We start from the raw sequence: 20,394 nt of genomic DNA on the forward strand, positions 1-20,394 counted from the left end.
GTTGAGACCGGCTACAACGGTTTCACCATGATCAAGCAGGGTGTCCCAGGACCCCACAGGTCAGTTTCTTCTACTGCGAGAAATCCGCACCGCTCATAAAAGTGTCGCGTCCGGGCATAACCAACGTCCGGATGCGATGCTCCGAGAGTTTTGACTTCTAAAAGACGTACCCCACGGGCCCGTGCATCAGCCTCGATGGCGTTCATCATGGCGGTGCCGACGCCTGTACCGTGGGCCTGACGGTCCACTAGGGTCAGATGTATTTCAGCCGCATGCGCGAAGTGCCGATCAACAAGCGTTACTCCGAGGACCGCACCTGACTGATCACGGACCGTCCACGTTTCCTTGGTGTGTGCGGCTTGGATGTATTCGTCGTTGGCCTCGGGCTGGCCAAACCATTCGGGCACCGTAGCCAATAAACGTACAACGTCTTCTGGCACTGGCTCATCAAGCTTCGCGGTCCAGCTTTTGCCGGTTTTATTGCGTTGTTGATGCTCTTCCCAATCTTTGCGTAGCAAGCCGTAGACCCACGAATCCGAAGTATCGCCATTGACCGTGCAGTCTTGACGCAAGGTGCCTTCAAGCTGAAACCCTAGCTTCTCTAAGACCCTGGCCGAAGCGATATTTCTCGTGTCCGCTTCAGCTTGAACCCGGTTAAGATCAAGGGTTGTGTAAGCCCAGTCCAGCACCGCTCCAACCGCTTCAGTGGCGTAACCATTGCCCCAAGCATCTTCGTTGAAGCAGTACCCCAACGAAGCACTGCGGAACTCTGGGTTCCACGAATTGAAGGTGCACCAGCCCAGGAACGAGGCGTCGGAACTATGCTCAATTGCCAGACGGACGCCAGTTCCTTCTTCTGCCATACGATTGCAGGCGACGATGAACCGGTGGGCTGCCGCTGGGTCATCCCAGGGTGGCGAGTCCCAGTAGCGCAGCACAGTGGCGTTACTCTGTAGGGCAAACAGCTCCGCGGCATCCGCTTCGGTAAAGGCACGCAGCTTCAGCCTCGCGGTATGCAAGGTTGGTATGGGCAATGCTGGAGCAGGCGATGTCATACAAGGCATCCTGCCATGAATACAGCGAGCTCACGAGGTATTCGAGGGTGCACTTTTCTAGGTCTGAACAGGCTCAAGGTATTGCTCTGCAGTAAAAACGGACGGTAATCTACCCACTAGGTGCCGTTTGGCCCTTCCTCTAGTAATGACAGGTCAGCCCATGTCCTTCCAGGCGTATCTAGACACCATCGAGAAAAAGACACATCTGACACCTCGCCAGCTTGTGGCTATCGCCCACGAAAAAGGCCTCGATGCACCGGGAGTCAAAGCTGGTGAAATCTTGACTTGGTTGAAGGAAGACTACGAGCTGGGGCGCGGTCACGGCATGGCACTGGTTCACGTCATCCAAAAGGGACCAACGATCAGCAGCAAACATGTCGGGACCGATGGTGTCCACAGCGATGAGTCAGAGACGTTGTGGCTCGACGGCATAGCTAGCAAACCTTCGGCAAAATAAGACCAATAAACAATTCTGCTTTCTCATCACCGCATTCGGAGCAGACAAAAACGTCGCAGCGAAGCGACCATAGGAAAAAGTGCCTCGATGCCCCATTCTCATCCGCGTCCACTTTTTGATCCGGAGCCAGAGGCCTTACTGACTTCGGCCACCGACGAGCTCCCGCCAACTCTGACCGCTGAGATGATTCCGCTACTGCGCGAAGCTAACCCTGTCGAAGTGCCTCCAGAGCAAGTTCTTGCCGGCACCGGGATCATCCGCCGCGACGTCACCATCAAAGGCTTTGAGGGTGCAGAAATCGTGGTCTCGGTTTTGCAACGTGAGGGGCGAACCGGAAGCGGTCCAGGTATTTACTACACCCACGGTGGCGGAATGGTCATCGGTGACCGGTAGGCTGGGCTGAGCCAGTTCCTTCCTTGGGTTATCGAAAACGACGCGGTGGCAGTCACCGTCGAGTATCGTCTTGCTCCAGAATTCCCTGATCCCTACCCTGTAGAGGATTGCTACGCAGGGTTGGTGTGGACCAGCGATCATGCTGAGGAACTCGGTATTGATCCCACCCGACTAATAGTCGCCGGGGCCAGTGCCGGAGGCGGATTGGCTGCAGGCATTGCGCTGTTGGCTAGGGATCGAAAGGGCCCGGCATTGGCCGGCCAAGTGCTCATTTATCCGATGCTTGATGACCGCGACAACACCATCTCTACCTCTCAGATTGATGGAGAAGGTATTTGGGATCGCAGCAGTAATGTGATGGGCTGGACCGCTCTCCTCGGCGAGCGCAAGGGCACCGACGACGTGTCGATCTATGCTGCTCCAGCCCGGGCCACGGACTTGTCGGGGCTTCCACGCACGTTTATCGATTGCGGATCTGCTGAGGTCTTCCGAGATGAAGATGTCGCCTACGCAACTGCGCTTTGGCAGGCTGGCGTCCAAGCAGAACTACATGTGTGGCCTGGTGGCTTCCACGGCTTTGATATGAGCGCTCCGGACTCTGTGCTGGGCAAGAAGATGATTTCCACCCGGAGCCAATGGATTGCCCAGCTCTTCAATAGCTAGAAAGCGCTTCGTAAACTTCATCCTTGAAGAAAGCCGCGTCCACATGGGGACAAAGGCATCACCTATCCGCGCAACAAAGACTCTCAGTTTGGCAATGTGGGGCCCTGGGGCCCCGGACATTAGACTTCGAAAAGCTTTAGGCCGTCAATGTCCTGTGCTTCCCAGACATCAAATGCGTCTGTCTCGACCGCTACGCGAGCAAGAGGCAAAAGTCGTTGTGCCGCTTCTTCTGATTCGAACATTGCCAAGCCGACAAGTCGACCTGTTGTGGCATCTTGAAGTGTATGGACACCGATAAGTCCGTCATTACCGCGCATTGCGGCACCAAACCTGTGCATGGAATCGACTAGCGCATCTCGGTGCACAGGATGTGGAGTGTGGATAGACACAACCGTATACATGGCACCAAGAGTAGCACCGCAGAAACTTTAGGGTCAGATCCGCTTTCCTTACTTTTCGACAAGTTCAGCGAGCTGCGCAGTAACTAGACTCCACCCCTCAAGGAGCCCCAGCTCATCGTGTTGTGCTCGGGCAGCAGTATCGGCATGTCGGGCCACAATCCGGTAGAGGGTGCCTTCGACGTGATCGGTCAGTGTCACTTCACCGGTTACTGAAACCGGCATCGGGTTGGCCGGACGCAACGTACTATCCACGGCGTTAGTGAAGACGATGCGCTCTTCAGCGTCAACAACTAAGAAGGCCGCGTCCATGTGAGGCACAAAGCTCTTGCCGTCTTCGCTCATCTGGGTGACAAAGCCTCCACCTGCCTGTGCGTCAAAGCTCTCGACCTGGCAGAGATACGGCTTGGGGATCCACCACTGGGCAAAGAGATCCGGCTGGGTCCATGCGTTCCACACGGCCGCGCGCGGAGCACGAATGACGCGCTCGATAACAAGATCAAGGTCAGGATTCATGAGGTTCTCTTTCTGAGTCGCTTCGTTCTAATGCACTTCGAAGTGTAGCGACTCAAACGTCTTGAATCTCGAATAATCGGTACAGCAAAGATTCGGTCTGGTGCGGACTGCTAACTATCTCGCTTTTCCGTCATCAGCGTCTTGTATTTCTTGCAATGGTAGGACATTGTTCAGGTAAGAAGATAAGGAGGGTGGCGTGGTCATGAGAACAACAAGTCACAACGATTGGGCCACCATTCCCAACGGGATCACGGTGCTTCGATTCTTACTGGTCGTTCCCATCTGCATCTTATTGATTTCTGATGCCCGCCCTGTTCTCACCGCGACACTGTTATTGGCTTTTGGCCTGAGTGACTGGGTGGATGGCTTTATTGCTCGCAAGTTCGGTCAAGTATCAAGACTCGGAATCCTACTGGACCCCATCGCTGATCGACTGGGCATCGTTTCTATCGCCATAGCCCTCGTTGCCAGCGGCTTGATTCCGTTATGGATTGGTCTGGTGGTTTTCCTGACCGACCTGACTCTGCTTTGTACCTACTTTGTTCTGCGCCTGTCCGCGCCACCAGGTTCAACGATGCTCGGGAAGTTCAGAACCGCACTGTTCATGCTCGGTTTGGCGTTTGTCGCGGTAGGACGCATCGATGAACTTTCATGGCTTGCTCTGCCAGGGATTTACATTCTCTCCGCATCGACAGTGCTGCATTTGGTGGTTGGTTTCGGTTACCTGCTCATCATGCGTACCGAAGCTAGAAAACAAAAAACCGAGCAGTGAGGATACAAAGTATCAAGCCGACAAAAATCGGCCGAGGACAACTCACAATCGAGTGATATGTTCAGGCCTCGGCCGATTCGCAAAGGTTCGCTCTTGTCTATGGCGTCTGAGAACTACTCAGACCCACAATCTTGTGCGTGCTTCAGCGCCTGTCTCAGCCCTTCGGGAAGTCAGCCTTTACGAGTTCTTCCGAGATCTTCCAAATGCGCTTCGCATCCTCTGTGTTGCGAAGACGAGAGTACATTCGCTGCTCGGCGGGCGCGCCTTCAAGATGTCCGGGACCGCTAGGTCCATAGAGCGCAGCGGACTTCGCCTCAGGCGCGGTGGCGGCCATCAGTGCGGGCAGCTTCGCGCTCTCAACGGTTCCCAAGATGATGCCCCATTCGGACAGTGAGCGGATGATTCTCCGGCCGGGGGTGTCTTTAGATCGTCCTAGTTCGGGACGCGCTGCGAGCAGGTTCATCGGGGCGACACCGGGGTGAGAGAGGTTGCTACTGATCCCCCAATTCCCTGCCTGACTGAGTCGGTCTAGCTCTAGGCTAAAGAGTCCCAGCGCAATCTTCGATTGGCTGTAGGCCTTCATGCCTTGGTAGTTCTGTTCCCAGTTCAGGTCTTCCCAATTGATAGCTCCTTGGTTCGGCGCGATGCTCACTTGAGAGGTCACCCGTGCCTGGCCAGCTTTGAGGACGGGCAATAGGTGAGCCACGAGGGCGAAATGGCCTAGGTAGTTGGCACCAAATTGAAGTTCGAATCCGTCAGCGGTCTCTTGGCGGTTTGGTGGTGTCATCACTCCGGCATTGTTGATGAGGATGTGGATCGGCTGCCCCTCCACGCGTAGGGTCTGTCCCAGAGATTCGACAGAGTTAAGTGAGGAAAGGTCGAGATCCCGCAGGGAGATCTCCGCGGCTGGGACCACCTGCTTGATCTTGTCCAACGCCTTCTCACCCTTGAGTCTGTTACGCACGGGCATGATGACCTCGGCTCCAGCCGCGGCCAGTCGAGTCGCCAGTCCCAGTCCGATCCCATCGCTGGCTCCGGTAACGACCGCGCGCTTGCCGGAAAGGTCGGGCACCTGAATGTCGATGTTTTTGCGTGGCATGAATTCACTCCTGATTGTTGTGTGGCTATTTCCATCCTCCTAGAAGACCGCCAAGTTATTCAGGGCCTCTGAATCCCCCGATAACGAGGCCCAGGATTTGACCGGGCAGGCACCGAAAGGTGGATCAGCAAGTCGTGGATACGCAATAGCACGCGTGGTACAAAGAAAGAACACAATCGAGGGAGACGTATGACAATCGACAGGACCGGGTTGGCTCAGTTTCTGCGCAGCCGCCGGGAGTCGTTGCAACCGGAAGACGTCGGCCTTCCCCGCGGTCAACGTCGCCGAACAAGTGGGTTGCGAGCGAAGAAGTGGCGCTGATCTGCCATATGTCCACTGATTACTACTCGCGGCTCGAACGTGAGCGTGGACCGCAACCGTCCGAGCAAATGATTGCCTCCATCGCGCAAGGACTTCATCTCTCACTTGACGAACGCGATCATCTGTTGCGGCTCGCCGGACACAATCCACCGGTTCGTGGTGCTGCTAGCGACCACATCAGTCCAGGGCTATTGCGCATCTTCGATCGTTTGAATGACACTCCCGCGGAGATTGTCACGGAGCTCGGTGAAACCCTGCGGCAGACCGAACTCGGGGTTGCGCTCACCGGTGATCTGACCTCTTATAGTGGCCCTGCCCGCAGCATCATTTACCGCTGGTTTACCGACCCTGCAACACGACAGCTTTACGCGCCCGAAGATCAGAGCTTCCTCACCCGAATGTTTACCTCGGGACTGCGCGAGTTGGCCACGCTGCGAGGCCCTGGGTCCCGGGCAGCTCACCTGGCAGAGTTGCTGCTGAGCGAAAATGAAGAGTTCCGCAGTACGTGGGTCCGGCATGAGGTGGGCATTCGTCCTCAAGAAGTAAAACACTTCATCCACCCTGAACTGGGTGCCTTGGAGCTAAGCTGCCAAGTCCTACTGGATCCGACACAATCTCATACGCTGCTTGTCTATACCGCCAGCCCCGGAAGCCAGAGCTATGAGAAGCTGCAATTTTTGTCCGCCATCGGCACACAAACAATTCGCTAGGAGAAACGGCTAACGTCCATAAGGCAGGCCCGCGTTCCCACTGCCTACTTCACTGGAGCCAGCCGGTCCCCCATCATCCTTTGTTGCCAGCCGTAATAGGCCAGGACTGCTGGGCCTTAAAGTGGAACCACACTACGTTGCTGCGAATACTAACCTTCAGCGATCACCACGCGCGACCGCATAGGTCGACCTCGCCGACAGGCCACGAACTGGGCGGTGATCTGGTGGTATGACCAGCAATGTTTGCCCCGAATCCAACCCTCCGACATCTTTGAGATACTCGCTGTTGAAGAACCGTCGAAGCTCACACAGATCTTTGTCGGTGAACTGGTTGTGGGCGAGAACCTCGACCTAACAATGCTTCAGTAGTTATTGGTCCATGGATCAACCAGTTCGATGCCAGTATGCGCAAAGTCCTTCACGTTGCTCGTAGCGCAGGTCGCTCCATGTGCCAGACAGATCGCGGCGATCTGCGCGTCCGCCCCGATACGGTGCGAGCGCTGCGTCGATGCGCAAAGTCAGCTCTTCTCTTCGTCGGCCGTCCGGCAATCGTCGTACCCCGGCCAACAGCTCCGCGAGCGTGACGGATGTGATGGCGACATCGCCGGTCAAGGACATAAGCCAGTCCACCACCCGTGGTTCCGGCGACGGTCGGAAAATCTCTGAAATGACGTTTGTGTCGAGTACGATCACCCGAAGTCCACCGCCCGCGCGACGTCGTCGCGCACTGGTATCGGCAGGTCTTCGATACCGCCCACACCCTGAGCTGCTGAAAGCAGGGCAATTCCAATGTGCGGTCTCCGCATGGCCATCGTCAGGATGGCACGAACCTCCGCTTCCAATGACCTGCCGTGTTTCTTTGCCTGTGCAGCGAGCTGCTGTTTCACGCCGTCATCGAGACCGCGAACAATGATGGATGCCATTGGCGACCACCTCCTCGGACACCAATCAGGATAGCCCCGAGCGCGCAGCACTGCCAATGGTGATCACTCCCCACGCAACAACACCGTTGCATGCTCTTCATGAGGCGATCAGGGCGATGATCAGGTACAGACTTTGCGTTGCCGGACTACGCGTCGAAACCAGACACCTAGGCAACGGCCACCGACCTAGCCCAGATTCGGATGGGCGACTCCACGCTCCCAGAAACGTGCGGCACCGATGGGCCTTACTTACTACCTCTACTCGCAATGACAGTCTGTGCCGATTTCTGATCAGACCGCCCGCGCTTCAAAAATCATCACGCCTTGACTGCCATCAAATGGGGTCCGATCCCAATCTCCCCAGATCGCGGAGGTCTCAAAGCCAGCAGCTGCTAGCTGTTCCGTGAGCAGCTGAGCATCGCGGAAGGTCAATAGCACGCTTTCCTCGACCAACTCATTTTCCGATTCGAACCTACTAAAAGATCGGAGCTGTACCTGTCCCTCATCAAGCTCTGCCGTCTCGCTCCACTCGGTAAGCGGCCCATACATCGTGTCCCGAGTCGTCGGCTCTTCTGCCGCCCATTTTTCCCATGCCCGCGTGGATGGATTACGAGACTCGAAGGCCAACATGCAACCTTCCGAGGCCAACTTTCGCAGATCTTTCAGCGTGCGGTCCCAGTAGGGGTCCGGGATGTGCTGTGCCACGTTTCCCGTCATCACCATCAGGTCGAATGAACCTTCGCTCAGGGAACTGGAGTCCCCTTCAATCCACGTGACGTCGTTGGCACCCGGACGTTGACGCGCGTACGAGATCATCGCCGGAGACGGGTCAACTCCAACAACTTCCTGTGCGTGGTTCGCTAACGTGACAGTGAGGATTCCGGTACCGCATCCGAGGTCCAGGATGCGCTGCTTCTCGTGAGGCGAAGCCAGCGACCGGTAGTAATCGTGGTCCGGTCCATCCGGGTTGTCGCCGTCGTAGAGGGTGACCATCCGTGAATCGTAATCAGTGAACATATGCTCAGTTCTCTTGTAGACAATCGGCCATGAACTCAAACTGTCGGGGCCAAGACTAATACTTTGAATCATGGCATCGACCCCTCATCTTTCCAAGAACTTGTCCCCTGCGCAGATGATCGCGTTGCAAGATGATCTGTTGGCGAGCGCCGACCGGTTACGCACTTCTGCGCTATCAATGATTGAGCGCGGACTGGTACCTGTGGCTCGTCTCTTCGCGACCTCCAGCGTAGACAAAACCCGTAAGGCGATTGTTATGCACCAGCGCCGGGATGAGATGTCGCGTGAACCCGAGGGCGCCCCGTTTGTAAACAACGAGCTACGAGAGCTTTGGGACCAACGTGAGCTAACGCCGTCGGTTGTCTATGACTTCTTGATGTTTGATGACTACGGGTTCGAAACGACGCCCGCCGACTCCGATGAAACACGGCGGGTCATGGAAACCATTAACAACTGGCGTAGCGGCCGCCAATCAATCCATCAGCGGGACGTCTACGTTGCTGAACCCGATGAAGTTGTGGCCATACATTTGTTGCTTGATCGTGTTCATCAGATCGGCTGGCAATTGCGTATGGGAGAACATATTGAGGCCCAACGCCTAGAGCGGGCTGCACAAGATATTCCCCCAGCTACGGAAGAAGAGATTGAAGAAGCGCGATGGGGTTACCGCAATATCGATCCGGAAATCGCCGAAGGCAGCATCAACTCTAAGCGTCGGGGCACCAAAGGCAAGAAGTTCAATAATGCCGCTTATGCCTTCACGCTGGCGGAGGATCCTTTCGAGAACATGCACAAACCTGGCTACGAAGCACAGGATCGAAAACTCTCAGCGCTAAGCCGTCGGATCAAGGATGAAAAGGCTGCAGAGGTTCGAAGGAAAGAGGATGAGTAGTACAAACACAATCTTTGATGACGTTCCCTGATCCCTTTGCCATGGAGAAATCCGAGAACAAATCGCAGCGGCCTTCACAGCATTTGGCTTCAATACGGCGGAGCTTAATAAGGCTAAACTTCTCGCAGGAATTACCTCGAGCTACGAGACAGTTGCCTAAGCTCTTCAACCAGATCTTCGAATGGAATCCGCGGCTCGTCGCGCGCCTCTGCCACTGCACGAACATCAGCTTGGTCCTCCAACGCCTGCATTGCACGGTCGAAAAATTCGGGTGACACGAGGACAGCACGACCTGCACGACGGGAGATGATTTCGACAGGCTCATGCTGCGTAGCGGCGATGTAGTCGCTCGACTGGCTACGGAACTGAGAAGGAGTCGCTGAAATCATGCATCTATCGTACGACTTATCCTCAAGAGACGGACCGCAGATAAAGCGCTCAGCTTGATCTTCATCTCAGCGCGCCCGTATGAAGCCCCAGATTAACTAAATCTCTTACCGCGCGACCGATGTGGAACGAATGCTTTTTATGACATCTTCGAAGCGATAAGCGCCTCGAAATCAAACATTTCCGGCGCACCACTGCTTTCTCCAGCGATGAGAGTCGATCTTAGCGTCGCCAGATGCCTTTCTTGATCCTCCAATAGACAGAGCCCAGCACGGACGACCACACTGACTGACCCGTACTTTCCGCTCTCAACTTCACGGGAAATAAAGTCTGCGAAATGATCACCCAGGCTGATCGATGTGTTCTGAGCCATACATCCAATAACACTAAGGATCGGTAATACGGGACAGGACATCGCCGGGAACGTTCCGTCGATGGTACGCACGCACCTACAGATAGAAAATCAGCCCGCGCCTTTCGGCAACGGGCTGATCATGATGCTAGTAATTTTATCACTGCACAAGATGCACGATTAGTCGCCGGCAGCAATGACAGGAGCTGTTCTAAGGCTTGGACGTTGAGACAGACTCCCCCGATTCTCAGCATGGAGTCGCCTGTGGGTGGGCGACATGCGCTGTACCGACTAACGATCACCTAAAACTCGACGTTTGAGTGAGTATCAACAGTGAACAGTTGTCCGGGATAGCGCAGACCTGAGAAGTACATATTTGTGTGCGCCACGATCTGCTCGCCGGTCACTGCGACGCCATTCCACGCTGAATCTTCGGTGGTATGCGCGTCACTAACAAGAGTGACGTCAAAACCCTCGATTGCCGCGCGCTGCGTTGTTGTACGAATGCAGTAATCTGATTGCGCACCAGCCACCACGAGCCGCGTTACGCCAAGCCGTTCGAGTGTCTCCTTGAGATCTGTTTCTGCAAACGAGTCACGATATTGCTTGCACACAACAGCCTCGTCATCGCGCCATGCCAGTGGGGAGACTAGATCCCAATCGGCGGTCCCGACCCCCACAGGATCATGCATTACCCATACGACTGGGACCGACTCGGCACGAGCTCGCGCCACTAGTGTCGCAGTGCGTTGAACAACACCATCTGCATCGAAGCAACCTGGCACGACGCCCTGCTGCATGTCGATTATTACCAGAGCTGTTCGTCGTAATGCCGTGCTCATCCGACCTCCAACGGTGTGATCGCGGAGATCTGCTCGGATATTCGATCCTCTGCGATCTCCAGTTCGTACTGTGCCTGCAGGTTCAGCCAGAACTGCGGCGCGATGCTGAAGTACTTCGCCAGCCGTAACGCCGTGTCCGCAGTGCTTCCCCGCTTGCCGTGGACACTCTCGGTAATGCGCCGCGAGGGTACCCCGATCGACACCGCGAGCTTGTTCTGCGTGATCCCAAAGCCCATCATGAAATCCTCCAAGAGGATCTCCCCTGGGTGGATCGGTTCGATCTTGTCAGTGATAGTCACTGATCTGCCTTTCCTCAAAAACCTCAATGGTGATTACAAACCCGGTGAGCTCCGGACTGATCTGTTCGCCAAAGACGGTGAGATCCGGCCCAGCACCCTCCGGTACTGCAGCCTCATCCGGAAGCACCGAAACTGGAACGAGGCGACTAGTTCCTTTCATATTCTCCCCCTCGGCCTGACCGGGTGCGGTGTTGCCGAAGCTAGCAAATGATCCGTCTCCCAAAGGCTGCATCCGCGTGGCCCGCGTGGCCCGAGGTGTCACCACCCACTTGGCGTCTGCAATGACAGCATCCAGTGCAACTATCCGTCCATTTTGAACAACGCTTTCGTCATCATGGTGACTCTCGACTCCGGTCAGCGGCTCCGGCAACTCATTGGCAAGTTCGGAGCGCATGGACTCGGCATAGTCGGAGTCGTACTGCACTTCCAGCTCAGCGGCATCACCGACTCGAAGCGGGCCGCCGCAGCACTCCCATTCCCATGCACTGGTGTAGTAACGCTCGTACATCATGGCGCCGGCATCGGAGTCGACGATTTTTTCAGGGCCATGGGTGCGCCACTTTCAACGGGCCCTCTGGGTGCATCTAGGAGCGCATTCAGCGTCTGAAGCGCCTCGTTAACTGTCCGGCGGCTCTGGGCGAGCCGTTGTATGCGCTCATCGATGACCTCCAATTGCGCCACCAAGATCTCGACCCGTTGATCGTCTGGCAGAGCATCCCAATTACGCATCCGGCTTTTCATCTCGGCCAGCGAAAATCCTGCGTCCCGTCCCGCCTGCACCAGTTCGAGGCGACGCAAGGCATCTTGCGTGTAGTCCCGGTAGCGGTTCGATGTCCGTACAACCTGGCCGGGGCTGAACATGTCGTGCTCTTCGTAGTAGCGGATTGCTGATGGCGCGAGTCCGGTCAGGCGCGCGACTTCGCTTATTCTCATTGGTCCCCCTTGACCTTAAAGCTACTTGAATCTTTAGAGTTTGAGCTACCCCAGTTCCCGTCGTCTTCCGAAAGGTTCTCCATGGCCAGCCCGCTCTTCGTTTTCGCTGCAGTGTTGTTCTCTGCCCGGCTCTGCCTGCTGTTTCTTCTGCATTTTCTGCCGGGCGGCGTCCACCCCGTGCGCGACCCGGTCAGCGACTATGCCGTAGGTGAAGCACGGAGAACTCGCTTTATTGCCGCCATCGCATCGTGGGCGGCGGCCGCAGCCTGGATGGCCTTGGGCTCGGCGGTCTTGCTGCGCTCAGCACCCGGCCATGCGGCACAGGGTCTCGGAGCCTGGCTCTTGGTGCTCGGCCTGCTGTTGGCCGTGATGCCTTTGGTCCCCACCGACAGGGCTGGTTCCCCAGCAACACTGCGCGGACGCGTGCACTTGCTCTTTGCGATCGCTTGGTTCACCCTTGCGTACACGACCATCGAGCCCCTAGGTCAGCTCGTGGGCGATCCGCAGGACCATGTGCTTGGTCTGCTCGACTATGCTGCGGGCATCGCGCTGGCGGCACTCGTCGTTTCACTCGTGCTGCCACCCCTGCGTCGATGCACCTTCGGCATCGCCGAACGCGCCTTCATTCTTGTTGTCACCCTCGCACCGCTGATTGCCAGTGTTGACCTTGCCGTTCAGGGATTGGTAGCCGCCTAGGGTCCGCACCCCGCATCCAGTATCGACTGTCGACGGCCTTCTGGTTAGATCAAGGGCCCTGGTCGGAGGCCTGCTTCCAAGGTCCTATACTCGTGGCGGCCGATTCCAAGCCCTCTCCGTAAATTTCCCACAATTTCGGCTGATTTTGCCTAATCCATTCGAAACCCCGACGTACGTCCCGGTCGTCGATCCCCCAACTCCTGTCTGCCGCTGGAACCGACTCGATAGCTGCAGCAAGGTTCTGAATCATTCGCATTGCTTGGTGGTCGTCCGTGTCGGAAAGCCATCCGACCACCCCGATGAGCCATGCGACCGTGGCGCTAACAGGCTCAGTCGACCCTTCTCTAGACCATTGGTCGAACGTACGTAGATTGTCGCGATGAAGCAAAGTAGCAAGTGCCACAGGAACGGTATTCCTTATCACTTCGCTCGCACCCGCATGCTCATTCGAACGCCCAATCGCCACGTCATAAACTGCAAGGAGAGTACCAGTCAAAACATTCAGCTTGAGACCGCCCGAACGTCGGGAGTCTATTCGCTCGACCGAATACAGCAGACCACCCGCCACCTCGGGGAGGGCAATCACCAGTTCTCGGTAAAAACTGTGGCCTGCACGCTGATTCTCAGCGGTGCCCCCAGTAACAAGGGCGACGATTTTCGTTGTCTCAATCTTGATCCCTTGATTCACCGTGGTCTCTAAAAAATCGAGTAGTCCAGGATACGGATGGAATCCGCGAGTGCCGTCCGCATATCTGCGCTCAAGCCCGTCAACATAATGGCGAACGACGAGCTCGTCTAAGTCGTCACGGACCCTCACCCCGTTGGATGTTCCGGGCAACGCAAGGGCGATGTTCGCACGAAAGGTGGAGAGAAGGAGGTCCTTATCGTCACCTTGGTACTCGCCAACTTCTCGCCATAAGAGACCCAAATGCGTAGGGTCAGTGGACTGGTCCACGATAACAAGCAACGTATCGCGTCGCTGACGATTGGCGATCCGCTCTTGACGCGCGAGTGTTGCAGTTTGCAGCTCGTTCAATTCGCTGGCGCGATTCGATTGCTTGACTCCTAGCCGCCATATGAAAAAAGGGATCAGAGCAGTGGCCAAGAGGGTGACCAGACCCATGAGAGTCATCGGGTCGTCCCAGGTCCATTTCGCTGAGAAACTCTGCCACCATTCAGCCACCAAAAACCTCCAGAGGAAAGTACGCTAGTCGTTATTCCTAAACTCCACCGCCTTCGGTTACATGTCAACCTCTGAAAGCATCGCACCACTTCCCAAGTTTGACCTTGTCGTTACGTCAAGGTTTACCGTCTATTGCTATGACTATTTCAGTGATTGACAGCGCGTCAAGCATGCGCCAAGTACTCGCAACGACACCCTCCCAGCGGACCGATCTAATCCGTGAGATGTGGGCGCCTATGGCTGGGATGTACCACTTCATTCCCGGCGGCGTGGACATGGCCAACGTACACCGCCAAAATTTCGGCTTCGACTGGGACGGTGCAACCGAACCGATCCGAGAGGGTCTCGAGCGCCTCATCGAAGCAGACGTCTGGAACCGCATCACCAAGGCACTCAAGTCAGGAGCCGCGGCCTTGCGTTCGGCCAACCTTGGCATCGAGGTGCCCGACCTGAAGGTGCTCCTCATCCTAGGCAATCCCGAGAACAAGCACTTCATCGACGAAGTTCAGGGTCTGTCAGCATTCGGTGGCATTAGCGGATACATCACCATCACCATCTGGCCAACTCCTCAGGTTCTAAAACGACTCGAAGCGATTGTGGTTCACGAGCTTCACCATAATGTGCGGTATTCGCCCGACGGAATCATGTGGGATCCGTTGACCGTCACCGTTGGCGAACAGGTGATCTCTGAAGGACTGGCAGACGTGTTCGCAGCAGAGATGTTCGGCGACAGCGGGTACACGCACTTTGTCAGCGCGAGTACTTATTCCGATGACGAAGTCCTCGCGAAAGTTGTGTCTGGCCTGCACATCACAGGAATGCAAAACTTCACCGCGTGGGTGCATGGTGACGCGACAGCTCGCCTTTTAGGCGCAGACCCAGTAGGCCTGCCCACAGGTGCGGGCTATGCCGCCGGCGCAAGACTTGTACAGGCATATCTCGATTCGACAGGAACCACCGCGGCTCAGAGCATCGGCACTCCCCTGGATGAGGTTCTACGTGTCGCGTTGCCTCGACTGGGTTTGCGCCTCAATCGGGAACAATGAGAACGACGTCAACAAGCTGGAGGTAATCCGTGGAGTGGACCGTGCAACAACTCGCAGAACGCGCAGGTATCAGCGGGCGAACTCTGCGCCACTACCACCAGATCGGGCTACTCAAACCAGACCGAGTCGGGTCCAACGGCTACCGGTACTACGGGTCTCTCGCGGTCTCCCGGCTGCAACGAATCTTGATGCTACGACAAACAGGTATGTCGCTAGGTGACATCGCAGACGTGCTGGATGCGCCCGCAACAACTGAGGTGGAAGTCCAAGCGCTGACCGAGCACTTGGAGTTTCTCGCTAGAGAACACGATGCCCTGAACCGACGTATCAATGCAGTGGAGCACACTTTGTCCATGCGTCGCCAGGGCCGCGAACCTCGCATGGATGTCATGTTGGAAGGTTTCAACGACCGGTACGAGCAGGAGGTTGTCGAGCGGTGGGGCCGCGGCGCGTTCGACGCATCGAATCAGTGGTGGCACGGAAAGTCTTTCCAGCAACAGCAAGCTTGGAAGACTCGTGCCGATGCCCTCGTCGCTCGGTGGCGTGAGATCCAGGAAAACGGACATGAGGCGGACTCCCCTGTGGCGCAAGAACACGCGGCCGTCCACCTAGAATGGTTCAAGGAGATCCCGGGTACTCCTACACACGCTGGAGATACGGCGAAATCTAGCGACATGGTCCGTGGCTTGGCGGACCAATATGAATCGAACTCCGAGTTTCACACCGTCTTCGGCACACCCGAAGCCGCCGCGTTCGCCGCAAATGCATTGCGCTTTCACGTGCGAAAGGTAAGTCCCCTCGCCACAGAGTGAACCTGCTCGTTTAAAGCTCGATTGAAATTCTGGGTTCGCTGACATCTCCCTTTTAAGGATGCAGCCTTACAGCCATGCCACATTCTTCGAAGTTGTCTACACAAAATGCGCACCGGCTTCAAAAAGGAGCTGAGGGCGTAGGAGTGAAGAAAGCGTAGAAGCTAAGGCGGATCTCCACAGTTCCAGCACGTACTAACCTCACCTTCTCGCGGCCTTCGTAAATATCCACCCCAGAAAATGAATACCAAAGTTAGAAGCATTCGCAACAGGCCGATACGTAAAATTATCGCGCGCTCATTCGATGTCCTCAGCAGTGAAAACAGGCTACTAACTTGCTTCTCAAGAAAACGCGCCGCACTCGTGCCTTGCCGCGCGTATTCTGCACCCCAACAAGCCAACAAACTCCGACACAAGCTCCGGCCCGTAGTCGCGGACTATATAGTGTCGTGTAACGCACCGCGGTATCAAGTCGCTGATTCGCTCAATTTAAAAGTCGGCTGACGTGGAAATATTGCCAAAGGGGAAAATGTGGAAATCGAGTCAATTACCGTCCAGGCCGACTACTGTTTCGGTGCGCAGCCACTACTTCTCGGTGGTCTCAAGAAGGTTAACTTCATTTTCGCCCCGAATGGTGCAGGCAAGTCAACAATCTCAAACATGCTGGCTCGTCAGCCTGTCGACGCGAACCAAAGAGACACTTGGGACGTCGCACGTACGAAGCTTCCGATTCGAGTGTTCAATGAAGCGTACCGATCACGAGTCCTCACCGAGCGTGTCAATGGCATATTCACCATTGGAGAAACCTCAACGGCGATCAATGGCCAAATCGACGTTCTGAAGAAGGAAATCAGGGATCGTACGACAAATCGCGACAAGTGGCGCAACGAGATTGGTCCGGGCCCCGAAGAGAATGCCCCGGTAGGCCTACTTGGAGAGATAGAAAACTGCCGGCTCGCGGCTCGCAAAGAGATCTTCAGCGCTCACAAAAATATTGATGAATCTCTAATTCCTATAGTCTTCGAGGGATATCGAAGCAGTCAAGACAAGTTATTTGACGAGGCGCGCAAACGTTTCGGCGAGAAGGCGACTTCGGACTTAGATGTTGATTGGGAGGCCCTTAAGACACGCGCCCGAAGTTTGAGTAGGGGCAAGAAAACACGTGTGAAACTGCCCGAACTTAGTACTGTCAATTTGATATCTGCGGGCGATGTCGCTGAAGTTGCCAGCAAGGGCTCACACGGTCAAGACGGAAAGTTCGCAGACCTTATACAGCATCTCAAAAACGAAGACTGGGTGAGCAAGGGCCGAGACTACGTAGATGATGCGCAGGGCAAGTGCCCGTTTTGTCAGAACCAGGCACCTTCAAATCTCGAATATGACCTAGCTCAGTATTTCGAAGGTGGCTTCGATGCCGCACTTCAACGTTCCATCAAGATTGAAGACGCCGTAAAAGTTCTCGCAGTAAAGCTCGAAGGTGAGATCTCCGCGTTAGAAATTGCGTTGAGCCAGGATACGGAAGTCATTGATGAGGATTTCGTCCCTGCAATCTCGCATGTACGCGAAGCCGCGAAACTCCTCCTTTCTGAACTTCGCGCGAGAAGTGCCCATCCGACACAGCCGATCGCGGTTTCTGATGTGGATGTGGTTCTATCTGAACTTGCAAAGCTCATCGAAGCTGAGAACGAAAGGATTGAGCAACATAACCAGATCGTTAGGAATGTTGGCGTCGAGCGCGCCAAACTCGTCAACGACGGGTGGGTAGCCTTCCTGTCTGGCACCGCCGTAAGCATCGAGATAAAAAAGTTCAACGGGTTTGAATCAAGAAAGCAAAAGGTCATCACCGGGCTCCGGACCAAAATTTTGGAAAGCGAACAGGAGGATAGCCTGGCAAACACGAAATTAGACGAACTTCAAAGGTCTATTTCCAACACGAGCGATGTCGCCGATAAGATCAACAAGCTACTCACAGCAATGGGATTCCATCGCTTCCGTCTAAGTAGCGCCGGAGAATCCAACGGTGGCTACCGAATAGTTCGTGAAGATGACACCCCTGCATTTGATTCTCTCTCTGAAGGCGAGAAGACCTTTATCTGCTTCGCCTACTTTTGGGAATCACTCTTCGGTAGCGAAGTGGCAAGCGGAGTACCGGAGGATGTTGTGGCGGTAATCGACGATCCAATCTCTAGTCTAGACAGCGACGCTCTTTTCATGATCGCTGCGTATATCCGCGACGCCGCAAATCTAGCCCTAAAGGGAACTACTAATCTTCGTCAGCTCATTGTCTTTACGCACAATACACAATTTCATCATGAGGCAGCTTACACTTCAGAACGGAATTCGAAAGAACGCCGCTATTTCAGGCTGGTGAAGGATCTGAACGGGTTTACCACGGTCCGTGATGACAAAAACGAATCCAAGATCCGTGGCAGCTACGCCCTACTCTGGCATTCGGTTATCGAAGCAGCACGAACAGAAGACGAGTCGGATTTGGTACGGGTTGGAGTATTCAACATCGTCAGACGAATCCTCGAAGGTTACTTCAAAACGATAGGAAACGTAAAGGATTTTGACCGGATCAAACCTGTATCACCGGCCGAAGAGAGGATCATCTCCCAATTTCATATCTGGGCCAACTCGGGATCGCACACAATCGCGGACGACCTAGACCAGACAATCGATGTCGGACGTACCAAAGACTTTCTCAGACTGTTCAAACAGTTTTTCGATATTCAGGGTCATGGAGCTCACTTCGACATGATGGTGACAGCAAGCGGCGGCGAAAATCTCTTGACGCCAGATCAGTTGTTCGCTCGAATGTGAAAGTGCCAACCTGCTCTAACGCCCAACCGAGTATAAGAAAGCCTGGAATGAAAAATCATTCCAGGCTTTCTTACAGTCAGGGTCGATGCAGATTTAGACGTTGAAGCGGAACTCCACCGAGTTCCGGTACCGAGCAACTTCTGGGTAGAAATTGCACCACATTTCTGCCCGCAGCCCCCGAAGACTTCTACGCGGCAGAGACTGTCAGGACGTGCATGTCGCGCGAGGTTCAGGCAGCGGCTTCACCATGATCAGACAGGGGGTACCTTCGCCCCAGAGCGCAGTCTCCTCTAGCGCAAGGAAGCCCCACCGTTCATAGAAGTGACGAGTGCGCGCATATCCAAGATCCGGGTGCGAGGCTCCCAGGGTCTTCACCTGCAACAGCCGCACCCCACGGCGAACAGCATCATCTTCGACGGCCCTGAGCATTGCCGTACCGACACCGGCCCCATGGACCGATCGGTCAACGACGGTCAGGTGCACTTCGGCGACATGCGGAAAGTGGCGATCGATCAGCGTTACGCCAACAACCATCCCCTCGGCGTCACGGACTGTCCATGTCTCTTTGGAACGAGCGGCTTCGATGTACTCCTCGTTGGACTCCGGCTGCGCGAACCATTCGGGGACCGTGCCGAGCAACCTCGCGACGTCCTCAGGTACCTGCCGGTCGAGCGCAGCAATCCATTCGGTGCTGCTCATGCGACCTTCAGAGGCGTGATCGCAGCGACCTTGTCACGCAAAGTCCTGCGCTCGATCCGCAGCTCATAGTTCGACTGCAAGTTCATCCAGAGCTCCTCGGATGTCCCGAAATACCGCGCCAGGCGAATCGCGGTGTCTGCCGTGATGCCTCTTTTCCCATGCACGATCTCGTTGATCCGGCGCAGTGGCACACCGATAGACACAGCCAACTTGTTCGGTGTTGCTCCGAAGCCCTTGATGAAATCCTCCATCAGGATCTCCCCTGGGTGGATCGGATCAATGAGGTCACTCTCTGTCTCAGTGATAGTCGACGAGTTCGACATTTTCAGCTCCTTGTTCGTTCCAGACGAAACAGATACGCCACTGCTTGTTCACACGGATACTGTGTTGACCTAGGCGGTCGCCGCCGAGCCGTTCCAAGTGATTGCCCGGTGGGCCACTCGGTCGACGCACTTCACGTTGTGCTCATGCCAGATGCGACCAGGCTATAACGACGTCCGCCGATAACGCTATACGTTTAAACGGAACTCCAGCACAATCCGCCACGTACGGAATATCTACGCGATAACGACCGATCGCGTCCAGATGCGGGCTGTCGACTCCACGCTTCCTGAAACGTAAGGCACCGATTCTCCGGTGGGCTCGTAGTCAAGCTTGGCCCAAAATGGCTCCTCGAGATCGGCATTGGTATCAACTATCGACAACCGCAACGATTGAATGTTTGGCGTCCGACCAACCAAGTCGATCACGGCGTCGTGCATCATGCGGCCGAGGCCTTCACCCTGACGGGTACCGTCCGTCATTAGCAGCCCGATGTGGGCGACAGACTCGGCGGGCCATCCAAGAATCACGTCAGCAAAGGCGACGAGTTCCTGACCGTCCCACAGGCCAAGATCAACTTTTCGCAAGTTCTGCACACCCGGAGGTAGGGCCGACAGGACGTCACCTGCAGCACCGGGAGTCGGCCCAGTCCCCGTGACGCGGCGCGAATACTCCGGGTTCGATTCCATGATGCGTTGCAGAGCTACGCACTGGCCCTGCGTTATGCGACGTACTTCCAACGGTACTTCCTGTTCGCTCGATCTCATCAGGTCAAAAAGCCTCCGTCA

27 protein-coding genes and 1 pseudogene are annotated in these 20,394 nt (G+C 55.6%); 10 read left to right on the plus strand and 18 right to left on the minus strand.

Annotated elements, in window-relative coordinates:
- Nucleotides 1-11: 11 nt before the first annotated feature.
- Nucleotides 12-1,055 (minus strand): GNAT family N-acetyltransferase, encoded by a 1,044-nt coding sequence (locus tag ACT3RW_RS11465; protein WP_444613835.1) that lies wholly within the window; start codon nt 1,053-1,055, stop codon nt 12-14.
- Nucleotides 1,056-1,215: 160 nt separating this feature from the next.
- On the opposite strand from ACT3RW_RS11465, the gene ACT3RW_RS11470 reads away from it, so the two are divergent.
- From ACT3RW_RS11470 to ACT3RW_RS11480, 3 genes are all read left to right on the plus strand, one after another.
- On the plus strand, nt 1,216-1,512 hold the full coding sequence (locus ACT3RW_RS11470; RefSeq protein WP_444613836.1) for a DUF4287 domain-containing protein: 297 nt from the start codon (nt 1,216-1,218) through the stop codon (nt 1,510-1,512).
- 87 nt (nt 1,513-1,599) lie between these two features.
- Nucleotides 1,600-1,905, plus strand: coding sequence for a hypothetical protein (locus tag ACT3RW_RS11475; RefSeq protein WP_444613837.1), 306 nt, complete (start codon nt 1,600-1,602; stop codon nt 1,903-1,905).
- Between the two features lie 30 nt (nt 1,906-1,935).
- A complete protein-coding gene (locus tag ACT3RW_RS11480; protein WP_444614641.1) occupies nt 1,936-2,568 on the plus strand; it encodes an alpha/beta hydrolase fold domain-containing protein in 633 nt (210 codons plus the stop codon).
- 119 nt (nt 2,569-2,687) lie between these two features.
- Here ACT3RW_RS11480 and ACT3RW_RS11485 read toward each other — a convergent pair whose 3' ends face one another.
- Together ACT3RW_RS11485 and ACT3RW_RS11490 are read right to left on the minus strand one after the other, a co-directional pair.
- A complete protein-coding gene (locus ACT3RW_RS11485; RefSeq protein ID WP_444613838.1) occupies nt 2,688-2,957 on the minus strand; it encodes a hypothetical protein in 270 nt (89 codons plus the stop codon).
- 60 nt (nt 2,958-3,017) lie between these two features.
- Nucleotides 3,018-3,482, minus strand: a complete 465-nt coding sequence (locus tag ACT3RW_RS11490; RefSeq protein ID WP_444613839.1) for an SRPBCC domain-containing protein — start codon at nt 3,480-3,482, stop codon at nt 3,018-3,020.
- Between the two features lie 202 nt (nt 3,483-3,684).
- Between ACT3RW_RS11490 and ACT3RW_RS11495 the strand changes: the two genes are divergently transcribed.
- Entirely contained in the window at nt 3,685-4,254 is a 570-nt protein-coding gene (locus ACT3RW_RS11495) for a CDP-alcohol phosphatidyltransferase family protein (protein WP_444613840.1), read from the plus strand.
- 154 nt (nt 4,255-4,408) lie between these two features.
- On the opposite strand, the gene ACT3RW_RS11500 is transcribed toward ACT3RW_RS11495, so the two are convergent.
- Nucleotides 4,409-5,353 carry an SDR family oxidoreductase gene (locus tag ACT3RW_RS11500; RefSeq protein ID WP_444613841.1) on the minus strand — a complete coding sequence of 315 codons (945 nt, stop codon included), beginning with the start codon at nt 5,351-5,353 and terminating at the stop codon, nt 4,409-4,411.
- 189 nt (nt 5,354-5,542) lie between these two features.
- On the opposite strand from ACT3RW_RS11500, the pseudogene ACT3RW_RS11505 reads away from it, so the two are divergent.
- Nucleotides 5,543-6,384: pseudogene (locus ACT3RW_RS11505) on the plus strand (helix-turn-helix transcriptional regulator).
- 384 nt (nt 6,385-6,768) lie between these two features.
- Here ACT3RW_RS11505 and ACT3RW_RS11510 read toward each other — a convergent pair.
- The 3 genes from ACT3RW_RS11510 to ACT3RW_RS11520 all read right to left on the minus strand — a co-directional run bounded on the left by ACT3RW_RS11510 (nt 6,769) and on the right by ACT3RW_RS11520 (nt 8,324).
- A complete protein-coding gene (locus ACT3RW_RS11510) occupies nt 6,769-7,077 on the minus strand; it encodes a PIN domain-containing protein (RefSeq protein ID WP_444613842.1) in 309 nt (102 codons plus the stop codon).
- Complete coding sequence (locus ACT3RW_RS11515) at nt 7,074-7,307, minus strand: FitA-like ribbon-helix-helix domain-containing protein (protein ID WP_444613843.1); 234 nt, start codon at nt 7,305-7,307, stop codon at nt 7,074-7,076. Before ACT3RW_RS11515 ends, ACT3RW_RS11510 begins: the two co-directional genes overlap by 4 nt.
- 291 nt (nt 7,308-7,598) lie before the next feature.
- A complete protein-coding gene (locus tag ACT3RW_RS11520) occupies nt 7,599-8,324 on the minus strand; it encodes a class I SAM-dependent methyltransferase (protein ID WP_444613844.1) in 726 nt (241 codons plus the stop codon).
- Between the two features lie 70 nt (nt 8,325-8,394).
- Here ACT3RW_RS11520 and ACT3RW_RS11525 point away from each other — a divergent pair, with 70 nt between their 5' ends.
- The gene (locus tag ACT3RW_RS11525) at nt 8,395-9,216 is read left to right on the plus strand and encodes a hypothetical protein (RefSeq protein WP_444613845.1); all 822 of its coding nucleotides are present in this window, start codon (nt 8,395-8,397) and stop codon (nt 9,214-9,216) included.
- A 131-nt stretch (nt 9,217-9,347) separates the two neighbouring features.
- Here the strand turns inward: ACT3RW_RS11525 and ACT3RW_RS11530 are convergent, their stop codons facing one another.
- The 6 genes from ACT3RW_RS11530 to ACT3RW_RS11555 form a co-directional block, all read right to left on the minus strand.
- Nucleotides 9,348-9,605, minus strand: coding sequence for a prevent-host-death family protein (locus ACT3RW_RS11530; protein ID WP_444613846.1), 258 nt, complete (start codon nt 9,603-9,605; stop codon nt 9,348-9,350).
- Between the two features lie 137 nt (nt 9,606-9,742).
- Nucleotides 9,743-9,976: a type II toxin-antitoxin system ParD family antitoxin gene (locus ACT3RW_RS11535; protein WP_444613847.1), complete on the minus strand. Its 234-nt coding sequence runs from the start codon at nt 9,974-9,976 to the stop codon at nt 9,743-9,745.
- A gap of 281 nt (nt 9,977-10,257) precedes the next feature.
- The gene (locus ACT3RW_RS11540; RefSeq protein ID WP_444613848.1) at nt 10,258-10,797 is read right to left on the minus strand and encodes a cysteine hydrolase family protein; all 540 of its coding nucleotides are present in this window, start codon (nt 10,795-10,797) and stop codon (nt 10,258-10,260) included.
- Nucleotides 10,794-11,096, minus strand: a complete 303-nt coding sequence (locus ACT3RW_RS11545; protein ID WP_444613849.1) for a HigA family addiction module antitoxin — start codon at nt 11,094-11,096, stop codon at nt 10,794-10,796. The genes ACT3RW_RS11540 and ACT3RW_RS11545 overlap by 4 nt, the downstream gene beginning before the upstream one ends.
- Nucleotides 11,083-11,607: a DUF6578 domain-containing protein gene (locus ACT3RW_RS11550; protein ID WP_444613850.1), complete on the minus strand. Its 525-nt coding sequence runs from the start codon at nt 11,605-11,607 to the stop codon at nt 11,083-11,085. Before ACT3RW_RS11550 ends, ACT3RW_RS11545 begins: the two co-directional genes overlap by 14 nt.
- A complete protein-coding gene (locus ACT3RW_RS11555; RefSeq protein ID WP_444613851.1) occupies nt 11,604-12,029 on the minus strand; it encodes a helix-turn-helix domain-containing protein in 426 nt (141 codons plus the stop codon). The genes ACT3RW_RS11550 and ACT3RW_RS11555 overlap by 4 nt, the downstream gene beginning before the upstream one ends.
- Nucleotides 12,030-12,110: 81 nt before the next feature.
- Here ACT3RW_RS11555 and ACT3RW_RS11560 point away from each other — a divergent pair, with 81 nt between their 5' ends.
- A complete protein-coding gene (locus ACT3RW_RS11560; RefSeq protein ID WP_444613852.1) occupies nt 12,111-12,725 on the plus strand; it encodes a DUF998 domain-containing protein in 615 nt (204 codons plus the stop codon).
- A gap of 49 nt (nt 12,726-12,774) precedes the next feature.
- Here ACT3RW_RS11560 and ACT3RW_RS11565 read toward each other — a convergent pair whose 3' ends face one another.
- Entirely contained in the window at nt 12,775-13,908 is a 1,134-nt protein-coding gene (locus tag ACT3RW_RS11565) for a hypothetical protein (RefSeq protein ID WP_444613853.1), read from the minus strand.
- Nucleotides 13,909-14,045: 137 nt separating this feature from the next.
- Between ACT3RW_RS11565 and ACT3RW_RS11570 the strand changes: the two genes are divergently transcribed.
- The 3 genes from ACT3RW_RS11570 to ACT3RW_RS11580 all read left to right on the plus strand — a co-directional run bounded on the left by ACT3RW_RS11570 (nt 14,046) and on the right by ACT3RW_RS11580 (nt 18,586).
- The gene (locus ACT3RW_RS11570; RefSeq protein WP_444613854.1) at nt 14,046-14,954 is read left to right on the plus strand and encodes a DUF2268 domain-containing protein; all 909 of its coding nucleotides are present in this window, start codon (nt 14,046-14,048) and stop codon (nt 14,952-14,954) included.
- Nucleotides 14,955-14,995: 41 nt separating this feature from the next.
- Entirely contained in the window at nt 14,996-15,766 is a 771-nt protein-coding gene (locus ACT3RW_RS11575) for a MerR family transcriptional regulator (RefSeq protein ID WP_444613855.1), read from the plus strand.
- Nucleotides 15,767-16,294: 528 nt separating this feature from the next.
- Nucleotides 16,295-18,586, plus strand: a complete 2,292-nt coding sequence (locus tag ACT3RW_RS11580; protein ID WP_444613856.1) for an AAA family ATPase — start codon at nt 16,295-16,297, stop codon at nt 18,584-18,586.
- A gap of 204 nt (nt 18,587-18,790) precedes the next feature.
- On the opposite strand, the gene ACT3RW_RS11585 is transcribed toward ACT3RW_RS11580, so the two are convergent.
- From ACT3RW_RS11585 to ACT3RW_RS11600, 4 genes are all read right to left on the minus strand, one after another.
- The gene (locus ACT3RW_RS11585; protein WP_012397796.1) at nt 18,791-19,285 is read right to left on the minus strand and encodes a GNAT family N-acetyltransferase; all 495 of its coding nucleotides are present in this window, start codon (nt 19,283-19,285) and stop codon (nt 18,791-18,793) included.
- On the minus strand, nt 19,282-19,608 hold the full coding sequence (locus tag ACT3RW_RS11590; protein WP_012397795.1) for a HigA family addiction module antitoxin: 327 nt from the start codon (nt 19,606-19,608) through the stop codon (nt 19,282-19,284). Before ACT3RW_RS11590 ends, ACT3RW_RS11585 begins: the two co-directional genes overlap by 4 nt.
- The gene (locus ACT3RW_RS11595; RefSeq protein ID WP_012397794.1) at nt 19,583-19,738 is read right to left on the minus strand and encodes a type II toxin-antitoxin system RelE/ParE family toxin; all 156 of its coding nucleotides are present in this window, start codon (nt 19,736-19,738) and stop codon (nt 19,583-19,585) included. Before ACT3RW_RS11595 ends, ACT3RW_RS11590 begins: the two co-directional genes overlap by 26 nt.
- Nucleotides 19,739-19,842: 104 nt before the next feature.
- A complete protein-coding gene (locus tag ACT3RW_RS11600; protein ID WP_444613857.1) occupies nt 19,843-20,373 on the minus strand; it encodes a GNAT family N-acetyltransferase in 531 nt (176 codons plus the stop codon).
- Nucleotides 20,374-20,394: the final 21 nt, after the last annotated feature.

The organism is Glutamicibacter sp. AOP5-A2-18 (assembly GCF_052446055.1).
In the GTDB taxonomy this organism is placed as follows: Bacteria; Actinomycetota; Actinomycetes; order Actinomycetales; family Micrococcaceae; genus Glutamicibacter.

Coding starts and splice junctions, on each gene's coding strand:
- ACT3RW_RS11500 (WP_444613841.1), bottom strand. CDS start 5,353: ATGCCACGCAAAAACATCGACATTCAGGTGCCCGACCTTTCCGGCAAG.
- ACT3RW_RS11525 (WP_444613845.1), top strand. CDS start 8,395: ATGGCATCGACCCCTCATCTTTCCAAGAACTTGTCCCCTGCGCAGATG.
- ACT3RW_RS11515 (WP_444613843.1), bottom strand. CDS start 7,307: ATGGCATCCATCATTGTTCGCGGTCTCGATGACGGCGTGAAACAGCAG.
- ACT3RW_RS11550 (WP_444613850.1), bottom strand. CDS start 11,607: ATGATGTACGAGCGTTACTACACCAGTGCATGGGAATGGGAGTGCTGC.
- ACT3RW_RS11495 (WP_444613840.1), top strand. CDS start 3,685: ATGAGAACAACAAGTCACAACGATTGGGCCACCATTCCCAACGGGATC.
- ACT3RW_RS11555 (WP_444613851.1), bottom strand. CDS start 12,029: ATGAGAATAAGCGAAGTCGCGCGCCTGACCGGACTCGCGCCATCAGCA.
- ACT3RW_RS11560 (WP_444613852.1), top strand. CDS start 12,111: ATGGCCAGCCCGCTCTTCGTTTTCGCTGCAGTGTTGTTCTCTGCCCGG.
- ACT3RW_RS11600 (WP_444613857.1), bottom strand. CDS start 20,373: ATGAGATCGAGCGAACAGGAAGTACCGTTGGAAGTACGTCGCATAACG.
- ACT3RW_RS11520 (WP_444613844.1), bottom strand. CDS start 8,324: ATGTTCACTGATTACGATTCACGGATGGTCACCCTCTACGACGGCGAC.
- ACT3RW_RS11585 (WP_012397796.1), bottom strand. CDS start 19,285: ATGAGCAGCACCGAATGGATTGCTGCGCTCGACCGGCAGGTACCTGAG.
- ACT3RW_RS11590 (WP_012397795.1), bottom strand. CDS start 19,608: ATGTCGAACTCGTCGACTATCACTGAGACAGAGAGTGACCTCATTGAT.
- ACT3RW_RS11490 (WP_444613839.1), bottom strand. CDS start 3,482: ATGAATCCTGACCTTGATCTTGTTATCGAGCGCGTCATTCGTGCTCCG.
- ACT3RW_RS11470 (WP_444613836.1), top strand. CDS start 1,216: ATGTCCTTCCAGGCGTATCTAGACACCATCGAGAAAAAGACACATCTG.
- ACT3RW_RS11475 (WP_444613837.1), top strand. CDS start 1,600: ATGCCCCATTCTCATCCGCGTCCACTTTTTGATCCGGAGCCAGAGGCC.
- ACT3RW_RS11535 (WP_444613847.1), bottom strand. CDS start 9,976: ATGGCTCAGAACACATCGATCAGCCTGGGTGATCATTTCGCAGACTTT.
- ACT3RW_RS11465 (WP_444613835.1), bottom strand. CDS start 1,055: ATGACATCGCCTGCTCCAGCATTGCCCATACCAACCTTGCATACCGCG.
- ACT3RW_RS11530 (WP_444613846.1), bottom strand. CDS start 9,605: ATGATTTCAGCGACTCCTTCTCAGTTCCGTAGCCAGTCGAGCGACTAC.
- ACT3RW_RS11570 (WP_444613854.1), top strand. CDS start 14,046: ATGACTATTTCAGTGATTGACAGCGCGTCAAGCATGCGCCAAGTACTC.
- ACT3RW_RS11540 (WP_444613848.1), bottom strand. CDS start 10,797: ATGAGCACGGCATTACGACGAACAGCTCTGGTAATAATCGACATGCAG.